At 32.1% G+C, this 14,082-nt stretch carries 14 protein-coding genes; 9 read left to right on the plus strand and 5 right to left on the minus strand.

Going from position 1 to position 14,082, the window contains the following annotated elements:
• Positions 1–3: 3 nt before the first annotated feature.
• From Q0049_RS03005 to Q0049_RS03020, 4 genes are all read right to left on the minus strand, one after another.
• Positions 4–492 carry an IPExxxVDY family protein gene (locus Q0049_RS03005; RefSeq protein WP_298116420.1) on the minus strand — a complete coding sequence of 163 codons (489 nt, stop codon included), beginning with the start codon at positions 490–492 and terminating at the stop codon, positions 4–6.
• 114 nt (positions 493–606) lie between these two features.
• A complete protein-coding gene (locus Q0049_RS03010; protein WP_298116422.1) occupies positions 607–1,350 on the minus strand; it encodes a ribonuclease III domain-containing protein in 744 nt (247 codons plus the stop codon).
• Positions 1,351–1,356: 6 nt separating this feature from the next.
• Positions 1,357–2,610: a beta-ketoacyl-ACP synthase II gene (fabF, locus tag Q0049_RS03015; RefSeq protein WP_298116424.1), complete on the minus strand. Its 1,254-nt coding sequence runs from the start codon at positions 2,608–2,610 to the stop codon at positions 1,357–1,359.
• 185 nt (positions 2,611–2,795) lie between these two features.
• A complete protein-coding gene (locus Q0049_RS03020; protein ID WP_007137004.1) occupies positions 2,796–3,032 on the minus strand; it encodes an acyl carrier protein in 237 nt (78 codons plus the stop codon).
• A 175-nt stretch (positions 3,033–3,207) separates the two neighbouring features.
• Here Q0049_RS03020 and Q0049_RS03025 point away from each other — a divergent pair, with 175 nt between their 5' ends.
• The 6 genes from Q0049_RS03025 (at position 3,208) to Q0049_RS03050 (ending at position 7,899) form a co-directional block, all read left to right on the plus strand.
• Complete coding sequence (locus Q0049_RS03025; RefSeq protein WP_298116426.1) at positions 3,208–3,768, plus strand: phosphoribosylglycinamide formyltransferase; 561 nt, start codon at positions 3,208–3,210, stop codon at positions 3,766–3,768.
• Positions 3,769–3,808: 40 nt separating this feature from the next.
• The gene (gene rnhA, locus Q0049_RS03030) at positions 3,809–4,288 is read left to right on the plus strand and encodes a ribonuclease HI (protein WP_298116428.1); all 480 of its coding nucleotides are present in this window, start codon (positions 3,809–3,811) and stop codon (positions 4,286–4,288) included.
• Positions 4,289–4,335: 47 nt separating this feature from the next.
• A complete protein-coding gene (locus Q0049_RS03035) occupies positions 4,336–4,554 on the plus strand; it encodes a DUF2281 domain-containing protein (protein ID WP_298116430.1) in 219 nt (72 codons plus the stop codon).
• Between the two features lie 3 nt (positions 4,555–4,557).
• Positions 4,558–4,857: a hypothetical protein gene (locus Q0049_RS03040; protein WP_298116432.1), complete on the plus strand. Its 300-nt coding sequence runs from the start codon at positions 4,558–4,560 to the stop codon at positions 4,855–4,857.
• Between the two features lie 149 nt (positions 4,858–5,006).
• Complete coding sequence (locus Q0049_RS03045; protein WP_298116434.1) at positions 5,007–5,930, plus strand: PfkB family carbohydrate kinase; 924 nt, start codon at positions 5,007–5,009, stop codon at positions 5,928–5,930.
• A gap of 70 nt (positions 5,931–6,000) precedes the next feature.
• Positions 6,001–7,899, plus strand: coding sequence for an amidophosphoribosyltransferase (locus Q0049_RS03050; protein WP_298116436.1), 1,899 nt, complete (start codon positions 6,001–6,003; stop codon positions 7,897–7,899).
• A gap of 416 nt (positions 7,900–8,315) precedes the next feature.
• Here Q0049_RS03050 and Q0049_RS03055 read toward each other — a convergent pair whose 3' ends face one another.
• On the minus strand, positions 8,316–8,921 hold the full coding sequence (locus Q0049_RS03055; RefSeq protein ID WP_298116438.1) for a superoxide dismutase: 606 nt from the start codon (positions 8,919–8,921) through the stop codon (positions 8,316–8,318).
• Between the two features lie 114 nt (positions 8,922–9,035).
• Here Q0049_RS03055 and Q0049_RS03060 point away from each other — a divergent pair, with 114 nt between their 5' ends.
• The 3 genes from Q0049_RS03060 (at position 9,036) to kbl (ending at position 14,063) form a co-directional block, all read left to right on the plus strand.
• Complete coding sequence (locus Q0049_RS03060) at positions 9,036–9,569, plus strand: GNAT family N-acetyltransferase (protein ID WP_298116440.1); 534 nt, start codon at positions 9,036–9,038, stop codon at positions 9,567–9,569.
• Complete coding sequence (locus tag Q0049_RS03065) at positions 9,570–12,755, plus strand: exodeoxyribonuclease V subunit beta (RefSeq protein WP_298116442.1); 3,186 nt, start codon at positions 9,570–9,572, stop codon at positions 12,753–12,755. It abuts the gene before it with no gap.
• Between the two features lie 117 nt (positions 12,756–12,872).
• The gene (kbl, locus tag Q0049_RS03070) at positions 12,873–14,063 is read left to right on the plus strand and encodes a glycine C-acetyltransferase (protein WP_298116444.1); all 1,191 of its coding nucleotides are present in this window, start codon (positions 12,873–12,875) and stop codon (positions 14,061–14,063) included.
• Positions 14,064–14,082 lie beyond the last annotated feature (19 nt).

The following is a 14,082-nucleotide window of genomic DNA, read 5'->3' on the forward strand; positions in this document are numbered from 1 at the left end:
TTTTTAAAAAATTAAATTATTTTTTGATTTTATATTTTCAGAATCGATAGCATAAACCATTTTTACACTTTCGATACTATTTATTTTTGAAACGATTGTATCAATTTCTATTTCTTTTTCTGCATTTTCAATTTTAAGAAAATAATCTACTTTTTTAAATTCTGGCAATAAAAAAGCAGATGCAGAAAATTTATTTTTAAATCCGGAAAACAAATCTTGCTTATTATTGTTTTCAATGATTTCAATTTCGTTTTTATTTTGAACCAAATCCCATTTGATGAATTTTTCTTTGTCTTCAAAAGTGAATCTTGCAAACGATGTTTTTCCCTCTTTTACTTGAGATTCAACTTCATTTTTATTTTTACTTAAAAAAATATCAAGATTCAGATTTAAAAAATAAGCTAATCGATAATCTTCCAATGGAGTGTGAATGGCGATAATAAAAAAATCGTCTTCTTCAAATTCCTCAATAGATAGCTTAAGATTACCCATTTTGTGCCAAAATAAGTTGTAAATATAGTGTTTATAGAAATTCAAAACACTAATGAAGTATTAGATTAACGTTATTTTATAAACGAAAACGTTATAGTTTTATAAGAATTTGAACTAAATTTTGTTAATTTTTTCTTGAAATGCAAAATATGCACGTTTTGAAGCAATTTCTTCAGCTTTCTTTTTAGAAGTTGCTCTCGATTTTGCAATTACTTTATCATCAATACTCAATTTTACACCAAAATAGCGTTGTCCATCGTTTCCATTATCGTCAAAAACATCAAAATTGAATTGTTTTTTCTCTTTTTGACACCATTCAATGACCAAGCTTTTATAACTAATCACTTTTCCTTCTAGTCGAGCAATATCTACATAAGGAATTATAACTCTTTTTTGAATAAATTCTTCGCAACCTACATAACCTCTGTCAAGAAAAATGGCACCAACTAAAGCTTCAAAAATATTTCCATGAATATTTTCTCCAAAATGCGAAGACGGAACTTTACTTTCTACATAATCAATAAGATGTAAATCTCTGCCAAGTTCGTTCAAATGCTCACGACTTACAATTTTAGAACGCATTTTTGTTAAATAACCTTCATCTCCAAGTGGAGCTTCTTTGTATAAATGAGCAGCAATTACAGAACTCAACATTGAATCTCCAAGAAATTCCAAACGCTCATAATTTAAAGGGTTTCCTTTATCATCGGTTTTATTAGAAGAACGATGGGTAAATGCTTTTTCGTAGAATTTTATATTTACGGGTTTAAAACCAACAATTTTTTCGATAGCAACAAAAAAATTCCCGCCTTCTGTAGGACGGGAATTTCGGGTAAATATTTTTTTAAGTAATCGCATGAAAACTTATTCTTCTAATTTTTTAAATAACACACAAGCATTATGTCCACCAAAGCCAAAAGTATTACTCATAGCTACTTTGATTTCTCTATTTTGTGGTTTGTTTAAAGTTAAATTCAACGACGGATCAATATTTTCGTCTACAACAGTATGATTAATTGTTGGAGGAACAATACTATGTTTCATTGCTAAAATAACAGCAATTGCTTCAATCGCACCAGCAGCACCAAGTAAATGTCCTGTCATTGATTTGGTTGAATTGATGTTGATAGTTTTAGCATGAGCACCAAAAACATGACTAATTGCTTTCAATTCAGCAACATCACCAAGTGGTGTCGAAGTTCCGTGTGTATTGATATGATCAACCATTTCTGGAGTCATTCCTGCATCACGTAACGTATTTTCCATAACGGCAATTACTCCAATTCCTTCTGGATGTGGAGCAGTTAAATGATATGCATCAGATGACATTCCGCCACCGCCAATTTCACAATAAATTTTTGCACCACGCGCTTTTGCATGTTCGTATTCTTCTAATACAATGGCACCTGAACCTTCACCAAGAACAAAACCGTCACGTGTAGCATCAAATGGACGCGAAGCTGTTTCTGGACTTTCATTTCTTGTAGATAAAGCATGCATTGAATTAAATCCGCCCATTCCAGCAATAGTTACAGCCGCTTCAGAACCTCCAGTGATTATTACATCACACATTCCTAAACGAATATAATTAAAAGCATCAATCATCGCATTAGCAGAAGATGCACAAGCAGAAACTGTTGTATAATTTGGACCCATATAGCCATTTCTCATAGAAATATGAGCTGGAGCAATATCGGCAATCATTTTTGGGATAAAGAATGGATTAAATTTTGGAGTTCCATCGCCTTTAGCATAGTACATTACTTCTTCTTGAAAAGTTTCTAAACCGCCAATTCCTGCACCCCAAATTACTCCAACTCGATGTTTGTTTACGTTGTCATGAGTAATTCCAGCATCTTTAATAGCTTCATCACTTGCAGCAATTGCATAGTGAGAAAATTTATCTAATCGACGCGATTCTTTACGATCCATGTAATCTTCAATATTGAAGTTTTTTACTTCGCAAGCAAATTTTGTTTTATGCTTTTCAGTATCGTAATATGTTATTGGAGCAGCACCACTTTTTCCATTAACTAAACCATCCCAATATTCTTGAATGGAATTACCAATAGGAGTTAATGCTCCAAGTCCAGTTACAACAACACGCTTTAATTGCATATAATTTTTTTTAAATGTATTTTAAACAAATAATACCCTGTTTTCTTTATAAATTGAGCTTAAAGATACAAGGGTATTTCAATATAGTGTGATTGAAATTCAATCAAAAATAGTTTAATTTTTTTCCAAATCAAAAAAATAATAAAAACCCGCACACATTTATAGTGTACGGGTATTTTATTTTATTATTTTTTTGCTTCTTCGATGTAAGAAATAGCTTGACCTACAGTAGCAATGTTTTCCGCTTGGTCGTCTGGAATTTGGATATCAAATTCTTTTTCGAACTCCATAATAAGCTCAACAGTGTCTAATGAATCAGCTCCTAAATCGTTTGTGAAGCTTGCTTCTGTTACAACTTCATTCTCGTCAACGCCTAATTTGTCTACGATAATCGCTTTAACTCTTGATGCAATGTCTGACATAATCTTTAATTTTAAAATTTAAATTGTTGGCAAAAATAAAAAACTTTATTTTAAAACCACCTTTTAGTTAATAAATGTGAATACGAAATTAAAAAAATTATTTAACAATGACCTCATTTATATTATTTATTATCATTTATTATTCTTTTTTTTGCGTAATAAAAATTACAGGTAAATGAGAAAAATAGTAATATTCGCTTCTGGTTCGGGTTCTAACGCCGAGAATATCATATTACATTTCAATAAAAAAAATCTTGTGAACGTATTCGAAGTCTTCACTAACAATCCTAATGCCAAAGTGTTAGAAAGAGCAAAAAATTTAAACGTTCCTTCTCAAGTTTTCAATAGACAAGAACTTAACGAAGGAATTGTTTTAGAAAAATTAAATAAAATCCAACCAGATTTAATTGTTCTTGCCGGATTTTTATGGAAATTTCCTGAACACATTATAAAAGAATATCCAAATAAAGTAATCAACATTCATCCAGCGCTTTTACCAAATTATGGCGGAAAAGGAATGTACGGAATGAATGTTCATCAAGCTGTTTTAGAGAATAAAGAAACAGAAACAGGAATCACCATACATTATGTAAATGAACATTATGATGAAGGCGAATTCATTTTTCAAAAATCTGTAAACATAGAAGATTGCAAATCCGCAGAAGAAATAGCTGATAAAATCCATATTCTAGAACACCAATATTTTCCTGAAGTAATTGAAAAACTTTTAACTTAATTCATAAATCATACTTCGTATTTCTAACTTCGTACTTAATATGTCACACCAAGTCCACATCTACACAGACGGCGCAGCCAAAGGAAATCCCGGAAACGGCGGTTATGGAGTAGTTATGGAACTTGTTGGTACATCGCATAAAAAAGAATTCTATGAAGGTTTCCGTTTGACTACTAACAATAGAATGGAACTTCTTGCCGTAATTGTAGGTTTAGAAAAGTTAAAAAATCCAAATATGAAAGTTTTAGTAATTTCTGATTCTAAATATGTTGTCGATTCTGTTGAAAAAAAATGGGTTTTAGGTTGGGAGAAAAAAGGTTTCGTCAACAGAAAAAACTCCGATTTATGGAAACGCTTTCTAAAAGTTTACAGAAAACACCAAGTAGATTTTAAATGGATTAAAGGACACAACAATCATCCGCAAAACGAACGTTGTGATGAATTAGCGGTTTATGCATCAGGTTTACCCAATTTATCTATTGATTCTTTTTATGAAAATGAAGATCGGAAGTTGCTTTGATTTGATATTTTTTATACTTTTACTATAATTATTTATTCTACTTAATTATGACAGCAACAGCATTGAAACACGTAAATGATAAATTGAAAAATTTACCAGATAGCTTAATAGATGAAGTAGAAAGTTTTATAGATTTTTTAGCTTACAAACATTCTCAAGAAAGTAATCAAATTCCTCAATGGCATAAAGATGAAGTTTCAAAACGTATAAAACTTAATAAAAAACCAGTTGATGCATTCGAAATGATAGATAATTTGGACGAATAGTAAATGGCAAACTACACTATTACTGCAGATCCAAAAGTTAAGAATGATTTAATAGATGCTCGTGATTTTCTTAACTCAAGAAGAAAAGGTTTTGGTAAAAAATTCATACAAGAATATAGAACTACTTTAAAACATTTACAAAAAACTCCAAATTTTCAAGTTAGATATAATGATGTTCATTGTTTGCCAATGAAAACTTTTAAATACATGGTTCATTTTAAAGTTGATCAAGAAAACAAAACAATTCACATTTATGCAGTGCTTTCAACATATTTAAATCCTGATAAAAATTGGATTAAATGATTTGTTATCTTATTTGAAAATAAAGATGGGAAGTTGTTGTAAATTCCCCAAAACTTTAAACCACAAATCCTTTTTAAACTTTTAAACTATAAACTTTTAAACTTCTAAACTAAAGTTTATCTTTGCACCTTTAATTTGAAAACGTAAAAATGAACAAACTTTTAATAGTAGGAACGGTTGCTTTTGACGCTATCGAAACTCCTTTTGGAAAAACAGATAAAATTCTTGGTGGTGCTGCAACGTTTATCGGACTTTCAGCTTCACATTTTAATGTAAAATCAGGAATCGTTTCGGTTGTTGGTGAAGATTTTCCACAAGAATATTTAGATTTATTGACAGCAAGAAATATCGATATTTCAGGAATTGAAATCGTAAAAGGCGGAAAAACATTCTTTTGGAGTGGACGTTACCATAACGATATGAATTCTAGAGATACTTTAGCAACAGAATTAAACGTTCTTGCCGATTTTAATCCAGTTGTTCCTCAAGATTTCAAAAATGCCGAAGTAGTAATGTTAGGAAACTTGCATCCATTAGTTCAAACAGGTGTTTTAAATCAAATGACATCAACACCAAAATTGGTTGTTCTTGATACCATGAATTTTTGGATGGATTGTGCTTTACCAGAATTATTAGACGTTATCAAACGCGTTGATGTAATTACAATCAATGATGAAGAAGCACGTCAACTTTCTGGAGAATATTCTCTAGTGAAAGCTGCTGCTAAAATTCACACTATGGGACCAAAATATGTAGTGATTAAAAAAGGAGAACACGGTGCGTTAATTTTCCATAACGAACATATTTTCTTTGCACCAGCATTACCATTAGCAGATGTTTTTGATCCAACTGGAGCTGGAGATACTTTTGCAGGAGGTTTTTCAGGATTTATTGCTCAGCAAGGTGATGTCTCTTTCAATACTATGAAAACAGCTATTATTCAAGGTTCTAACTTAGCGTCTTTCTGCGTAGAAAAATTTGGAACAGAAAGAATGGAATCATTAAAAAAAGAAGAAGTGCAGGAAAGATTGAAACAATTCAAAGCTTTAACACATTTTGATATAGAATTATAATAAATTTATGCCTCGAAATTTTCGGGGCATTTTTATTTGAAAATACAACACACAACTAAACTACAATACAATGAGTGACGCAATCAAACACGAATGTGGAATTGCACTTTTACGATTAAAAAAACCGTTAGAATTCTACAAAGAAAAATACGGTTCGGCTTTCTACGGAATACAGAAAATGTATCTTTTGATGGAAAAGCAACACAATCGCGGTCAAGATGGTGCCGGATTCGCATCGATTAAACTAGATGTTGAACCAGGCGAACGATATATCAGTCGTGTTCGTTCTAACGATGCACAAGCGATTCAAGATGTTTTCAAACAAATCAACGAACGTGTAAATGAAGAATTGACGTTACATCCTGAATACGCTGATAATGTTGCGCTACAAAAAGCTAATATTCCTTACATCGGAGAATTATTTCTTGGTCATGTACGCTACGGAACTTTTGGTAAAAATAGTATCGAAAGTGTTCATCCGTTTTTGCGTCAAAACAATTGGATGCATCGAAATCTTATTGTTGCCGGAAATTTCAACATGACGAATGTTAAAGAACTTTTCAATAGTTTGGTAGAATTAGGTCAACATCCTAAAGAAATGGCAGATACCGTTACCGTAATGGAAAAAATTGGACATTTTCTTGACGATGAAGTTACCGATTTATATCAAGAATGTAAAAACAACGGATTATCAAAAAGAGAAGCTTCACCTGTTATTGCTGAAAAACTTCCTGTTGCCAAAATATTAAAACGTGCTTCTAAAGGCTGGGATGGCGGTTATGCTATGGCAGGACTTTTTGGTCACGGCGATGCTTTTGTTTTTAGAGATCCAGCTGGAATTCGTCCAGCGTATTTTTATGAAGATGATGAAATTGTTGTAGTAGCTTCTGAGCGACCAGTTATTCAAACCGTTTTCAACGTTGCTTTTGACAAAGTGCAAGAATTGCAACCAGGAAATGCTTTAATTATTAAAAAAAACGGAACCGTTACAGAAGAAGAAATTATTGTTCCAACAGTTAAAAAAGCTTGTTCGTTTGAAAGAATCTATTTTTCAAGAGGAAGCGATGCTGAAATTTATCAAGAACGAAAAGAATTAGGTAAATTAATACTTCCAGCAGTACTTGAATCGATTGAGAATGATACCGATAACACAGTTTTTTCTTATATTCCAAATACTGCAGAAACTTCATTTTACGGAATGGTGGAAGCAGCTAATGATTTCTTAAATCAAAGAAAGAACAAGTTTATCCTTGATAATAGAAAAAAACTGACCAAAGATTCTTTAGAAGAATTGTTAGCGGTTAAAATTAGAACGGAAAAAATCGCCATTAAAGATGCTAAATTAAGAACTTTTATTACCGATGATAGTAGTCGTGATGATTTGGTAGCGCATGTTTATGATGTCACTTATGGTGTTATAAAACCAGAAGATAATTTGGTAATTATTGATGATAGTATCGTTCGCGGAACTACTTTAAAAATGAGTATTCTAAAAATGATGGATCGATTGAATCCAAAACGCATTGTAGTAGTTTCGTCAGCACCACAAATTCGTTATCCAGATTGTTATGGAATCGATATGGCAAAGCTAGAAGGATTAGTAGCTTTTCAAGCAGCAATTGAACTTTTAAAAGAGAGAAATCAATATAAAATTGTAGATGAAGTTTATAAAAAATGCAAAGCTCAAGAAAACTTAAAAGACTCAGAAGTAGTTAATTACGTTACAGAAATATATTCGCCATTTAGCGATATAGAAATATCAAATAAAATTGCTCAATTATTAACTTCTGATGACATAAAAGCTGAGGTAAAAATCATTTTTCAGTCGGTTGACAACTTGCATATTGCCTGTCCGAAGAATTTAGGCGATTGGTACTTCACTGGAGACTATCCAACACCAGGTGGAAATCGTGTTGTAAACCGAGCATTCATGAACTTTTACGAAGGAAAAAACGCTAGAGCTTATTAAAAAAATCATAAATAGTGCATTTCATCGATTATTATTGTAATTCATCAATAATATTTTGTGACACATTGCACCGCCATATATCTTTGGAGAACCATAGCATTAGTAGGTTAAGTTTATGGTAGATTTGGGGCAAAAAGGGTGAAAGAAATTTCACCTTTTTTATTTTCTATAAGTTCCTCTTTTAAAAAGGCGATTTTCACTCTCATTTGCCTATCATTCCAATATAATTAACGATTTTCAGGTAGTAAAAATGCATTCATTAGTATGTTTGCAATTCCATATATTTAGTAGGTTAAATTTATGGTAGATTTGGGGCAAAAAGGCGTCCGCAACTGTGGACGTCTTTTTAAAATTCACACACACAAAAAAACCGGTTGCTACACACAACCGGTTTTTAAATTTATTAAAACAAAGTGTTATTTTGCTTCTGCGTATCTTCTAGAAACTTCATCCCAATTAATAACATTAAAGAAAGCTTCAATATAATCTGGACGACGGTTTTGATAATTTAAGTAGTAAGCGTGTTCCCAAACATCCATTGCTAAAATTGGAGTTCCACCACAACCAACGCCTGGCATTAATGTATTATCTTGGTTTGGAGTTCCGCAAACTTCCAATTTTCCGTCTTTAACGCAAAGCCAAGCCCAACCAGAACCAAATTGTGTTGCTCCAGCTTTTGCGAAAGCAGCTTTAAATTCTTCAAATGAACCTAAATCTTTTTCAATTGCAGCTAATAAATCACCTGTTGGTAATCCGCCACCATTTGGAGACATTACTGTCCAAAACAAATTATGGTTGTAAAATCCGCCACCATTATTTCTAACAGCAGCTTTAGTCATATCCAAATTTTTAAGAATTTCTTCAATAGATTTTCCTTCTAAATCTGTTCCTGCAATGGCCGCATTTAAGTTAGTTGTATATGCATTGTGATGTTTTGAATGGTGAATTTCCATTGTTCTTGCATCAATATGTGGTTCTAACGCGTCATAAGCGTAAGGTAATTGTGGTAATTCAAATGCCATGATATTTTTATTTAAAGTTAATACTAAAATTGATTTCAAATTTATACATTTATCTTTGTAAATGAAAATACTTTTTTTACATAATTCCATTGAAAAAACCTATTACAGAACTATATGATATTTGATATTCAGCCCAAATATTTGCAAAACGATTTGATAAAATTAGTTCCGCTTCATGAAAATGATTTTGAAGAATTGTATGAAGTAGCTTCCGATCCTTTAGTTTGGGAACAACATCCTAATAAATTTCGTTATCAAAGAGATGTTTTTCAAAATTTCTTTCAAGGTGCAATGGAATCCAAAGGAGCATTTTTTGTTAGAGAAGCAAAAACAAACGAACCCATTGGCAGTAGTAGATTTTATGATTACAATCCAAAAACCAGTTCAACCGAAGCTTCGGTATTAATAGGTTATACTTTTATTGGAAGAAAGTATTGGGGAAACGGCTACAATAAGGCATTAAAAAAACTTATGATGGACTATGCTTTTCAATATGTTGATACCATTTATTTTCATATTGGAGCTTTTAATATTCGTTCTCAAAAAGCGATAGAAAAAATAGGCGGAATAAAAATTGATGAATTTGAAGTTGAATATTACGGAGAAGATTCTAAATTGAATTATATTTATCGAATTAATAAAAAATAAATGCAAAAACCAGCTTTCTCCATATACGACGCATCGGCAGGTTCAGGCAAAACGTATACTTTGGTAAAAGAATACCTTAAAATCATTCTTTTGTCTAAAAAGCAAGATGCTTATCGCAATATTCTCGCGATTACTTTTACCAATAAAGCGGTTCACGAAATGAAAAGCCGTGTGGTAGAAAGTTTGTCTGAATTTGCCAAAGAAAATCCTTCGGAAAAAGCACTGAATTTAATGCAAGTCATTCATTCAGAAACCGGAATTTCGTTATTTGATATTAAAGAAAAAGCCAAAAGTATTATCAAGAATTTGATTCACAATTACGCAGCTTTTGATATTTCTACTATTGATAAATTCACGCACAAAGTCATTCGAGCTTTTGCACACGATTTGAATTTGCCTATAACATTTGATGTTTCACTTGATACCGAAAATCTTTTAACAGAAGCCGTTGATGCCATAATCGCTCAAGCTGGTGAAGATGAAACTTTGACCAATCTTCTAGTGAATTTCACGATGGAAAAAACTGACGATGATAAAAGTTGGGACGTTTCACGTGAAATTATGGAAACAGGAAAACTAATTTTAAACGAAAACAACCGAGAAGAAATTAGTCATTTTAACAATAAATCAATTTCTGAATTTGTTGAAATCAAAAATAGATTAGTTGAGTTTTGTAAAGAAATCGAAGCTGAAACCATTGCTCAAGCTACAGAGACATTGATTTTGATAGAAAATAATGGAATCGATTTAAAATCGTTTTCTGGGGGTTATTTTCCGAAACATTTGGTCAGTATTCAAGAAGGAAAATACAATCCAAATAACAAAACCTATCATGAATTTGAAGATATAAAAATCAATAAAACCGCTAAAGATGGTGCCATAATTGAAAGTATTATTCCAGAATTATTGGCAATTTTAAAATCGATTTACACCAAATTCGAAAAGAAAAATTTCTACGAAGCATTCTTAAAAAATATCACGCCACTTTCGTTGATGAATACCTTGAGTAATAAATTGCAAGAGATTCAAAAAGAGCAAAATATACTTTCAATTGCCGAATTCAACAAGTTGATAAACGAGCAAATTCAAAACCAACCTGCGCCGTTTATTTATGAGCGTTTGGGTGAAAAATACAAACATTTTTTCATTGACGAATTTCAAGATACGTCCGAAATGCAATGGCAGAATTTGATTCCGTTAATTGATAATGCTCTTTCAAGTGAAGATTTGAATGGAGAACGCGGTTCGCTCATGATTGTTGGTGACCCGAAACAATCGATTTACCGTTGGCGTGGCGGAAAAGCAGAACAATTTATAGAATTAAGTAAAGATAAAAATCCGTTTATAAATCCAAGTAAAGAGCTTTTTCCACTCGGAATTAATTGGAGAAGTTACGATCAAGTAATTGATTTTAATAATAAGTTTTTCAAATTTTTAGCCTCTAAGTTTACAAATGAAGATTACAAAGATTTGTATTTAAATCATTCGCATCAAGAATGTAATGATAAAAAAGGCGGTTATGTAAATGTGAGTTTTATTCCAAAAATCGATAAAGATGAGGTTAATCCCGAAGCTTCGGGAGAAGATAGTTTAGACAAAAATGATTTGTATTTGGAAGCAACTTTAAATACCATTTTGAAAGTAAAAGCTAACGGATTTAATTATAAGGATATTGTAATTTTAACAAGAAAAAAACAACCCGGAACGGCAATTGCCAATCATTTAATTGAAAATGGAATCCCAATAGTATCTTCCGAAAGTTTGTTGCTTGGTGCATCTTCAGAAGTTCAAACATGTATTTATATATTGCGATATTTAAAAAATTCAAATGATTTAGAATCGAAAGCTAATTTCTTATATTATTTAGCTAATAATCTCCCGAAGCTTCGGGAAACAGAATTACCAATTCACGATTTTATTGCCAAAGGAATGGAATTAAAAAATGAATTGGAATTTCAAAATTGGTTGACCGAAATTAGTTCCGATCCTTCGGGAGGTTTTTCGTTTCAAAATATTCGTAAAAAAGCACTCTATGAAGCTACAGAAATAATAATCTCAAAATTGATTCCAATTGAAAAACGAAATGCCTACGTACAATATTTCTTGGATTTGATTTTGGAACACGATTTAAAAAAACAATCTGGAATTTCTGATTTTCTTACTTATTGGGAAAATAATTCCGAAAAATTAAGCATTCCATCGCCCGAAGGAAATGATGCGGTTCGTATTATGACGATTCATAAATCGAAAGGATTGGAATTTCCAGTGGTGATTTTTCCTTTTGCGGAAGAGGATTATAGCAAAGGTCCAAGAGAGAAAATATGGATAAATGCAGATGAAGAAATGATGGGTTTGCCAAAAGTTCTAGTAGATAAAAGTAGTAAAGTAGAAGGTTTTGGTGAAGATGCAGCAATAATTTACAATCAGAAAAAAGAAGAAGATTTATTAGATAATATTAATGTTTTGTATGTTGCGTTAACTCGTGCAGAAGAACAATTATATGTGATTTCGGGATTGGTTTCTGAAAACAGCAAAGGAGAATTACCTAATAATATGGCGACTTTCTTTATCGAATTTTTAGGAAGCGAATTCAATGAAGAACAATTAGAATATGAATTCGGTTCGAATGAAAAAATCTCTACAACAAAAGAAGCGGTTTCAAATGTATTGATAATTCCGCAACTTTCAGAAACATTAAACCCAAAAAACATTAAGATTGCGCAACGCGAAAGCATCATGTGGAATACCAAACAACAAAAAGCAATTGAATTCGGAAACATCATTCATGAAATCTTGGAATTTGTAAAAACTAAAAACGATATCGATTTGGCAATAACCAAAGCCATCGAAAACGGTTTGATAATTTCAAGTCAGAAAGAGGAAGTTTTAGCAACAATTTCAGACATTGTTAACCATAACGAACTAACCGATTATTTTTCGGAGGAACATAAAGTGATGAATGAACAAACCATCATTCAAAAACAAGGAAATATAGCAAAACCGGATAGAATCTCAATTTCAAAAGATAAACAAGTATTTCTTTTAGATTATAAAACGGGTCAACATTTGCCAAAACATAAAACCCAATTAGAAAATTATCAAAAAGCCATTGAAGATATGGGTTACAAAGTCGAGAAAAAGTCGCTCATATATATAGGAGAAACAATTGAAGTGTTACATTTGTAGCATCAGAAAATAGATAAAAGAAAATAGAGTGTAGACTTTACAATAATTCGTGAAATTAAACGATTCCGAGTTCGTGTAAATTCGTGCAATTCGTGTCAAAACAAAACAAACTAAAATATGTACGGAAAAATTCAACAACACCTGCAAAACGAACTAAATACTATTGAGCAAAATGGTATTTTCAAAAAAGAACGCATTATAACTTCTCCACAAGGAGCAGAAATTACAGTTAATGGCGAAACGGTTTTAAACTTTTGTGCTAATAACTATTTAGGTTTATCATCTCATCCAGAAGTGGTTCAAGCAGCAAAAGATGCTTTAGATTCTCACGGCTTCGGAATGTCATCTGTGCGTTTCATTTGTGGAACTCAAGACATTCATAAAACATTAGAACAAAAAATTGCTAATTTTTATGGAACAGAAGATACTATTTTATATGCAGCAGCATTTGATGCAAATGGAGGTGTTTTCGAACCATTATTAGGAGAAGAAGATTGTATTATTTCTGATTCTTTGAATCACGCTTCTATTATTGATGGCGTTCGTTTGTGTAAAGCAGCACGTTACCGTTATGAAAATTCCAATATGGAAGATTTAGAAAATCAATTAAAGAAAGCGGTTGAAGCAGGACATCGTTTCAAACTTATTGTTACTGACGGAGTTTTCTCAATGGATGGATTAGTAGCGCCATTAGATAAAATCTGTGATTTAGCCGATAAATATGATGCCTTAGTAATGGTTGACGAATGTCACGCAGCAGGATTCATAGGCGCAACAGGAAAAGGAACACTCGAAGCAAAAGGCGTGATGGGAAGAGTGGATATCATTACAGGAACATTAGGGAAAGCGCTTGGTGGCGCAATGGGCGGATATACTACAGCAAAGAAAGAAGTTATTGAAATTTTACGTCAGCGTTCTCGTCCGTATTTGTTTTCGAACTCTTTAGCACCAGCAATAGTTGGAGCTTCAATTAAAGTATTCGAACTCCTAGAAAAAGACACCTCATTAAGAGATAAACTGGAATGGAACACTAATTATTTCAAAGCTGGAATGAAAGCTGCAGGACTTGATATTATTGATGGAGATTCAGCAATTGTGCCTGTGATGCTTTATGATGCCAAGCTTTCTCAAATAATGGCAGATGAATTACTTAAAAAAGGAATTTATGTAATTGGTTTCTTTTATCCTGTGGTTCCAAAGGACAAAGCAAGGATTAGAGTTCAGCTTTCGGCGGCACATACTAAAGAGCATCTTGATAAAGCAATTGAGGCATTTACAGAAGTTGGTAAAGCGCTAAAAATCATATAAAGTAGAATTTTTTCTACAA

Source organism: Flavobacterium sp., from assembly GCF_027484205.1.
Classification (GTDB): Bacteria; Bacteroidota; Bacteroidia; order Flavobacteriales; family Flavobacteriaceae; genus Flavobacterium.

Bases quoted from the DNA above. Each gene is read 5' to 3' on its own strand.
- Q0049_RS03060 (WP_298116440.1), top strand. From the start codon at position 9,036: ATGATATTTGATATTCAGCCCAAATATTTGCAAAACGATTTGATAAAA.
- Q0049_RS03055 (WP_298116438.1), bottom strand. From the start codon at position 8,921: ATGGCATTTGAATTACCACAATTACCTTACGCTTATGACGCGTTAGAA.
- rnhA (WP_298116428.1), top strand. From the start codon at position 3,809: ATGTCACACCAAGTCCACATCTACACAGACGGCGCAGCCAAAGGAAAT.
- Q0049_RS03065 (WP_298116442.1), top strand. From the start codon at position 9,570: ATGCAAAAACCAGCTTTCTCCATATACGACGCATCGGCAGGTTCAGGC.
- Q0049_RS03025 (WP_298116426.1), top strand. From the start codon at position 3,208: ATGAGAAAAATAGTAATATTCGCTTCTGGTTCGGGTTCTAACGCCGAG.
- Q0049_RS03035 (WP_298116430.1), top strand. From the start codon at position 4,336: ATGACAGCAACAGCATTGAAACACGTAAATGATAAATTGAAAAATTTA.
- Q0049_RS03045 (WP_298116434.1), top strand. From the start codon at position 5,007: ATGAACAAACTTTTAATAGTAGGAACGGTTGCTTTTGACGCTATCGAA.
- kbl (WP_298116444.1), top strand. From the start codon at position 12,873: ATGTACGGAAAAATTCAACAACACCTGCAAAACGAACTAAATACTATT.
- Q0049_RS03010 (WP_298116422.1), bottom strand. From the start codon at position 1,350: ATGCGATTACTTAAAAAAATATTTACCCGAAATTCCCGTCCTACAGAA.
- Q0049_RS03040 (WP_298116432.1), top strand. From the start codon at position 4,558: ATGGCAAACTACACTATTACTGCAGATCCAAAAGTTAAGAATGATTTA.
- Q0049_RS03005 (WP_298116420.1), bottom strand. From the start codon at position 492: ATGGGTAATCTTAAGCTATCTATTGAGGAATTTGAAGAAGACGATTTT.
- Q0049_RS03050 (WP_298116436.1), top strand. From the start codon at position 6,001: ATGAGTGACGCAATCAAACACGAATGTGGAATTGCACTTTTACGATTA.
- Q0049_RS03020 (WP_007137004.1), bottom strand. From the start codon at position 3,032: ATGTCAGACATTGCATCAAGAGTTAAAGCGATTATCGTAGACAAATTA.
- fabF (WP_298116424.1), bottom strand. From the start codon at position 2,610: ATGCAATTAAAGCGTGTTGTTGTAACTGGACTTGGAGCATTAACTCCT.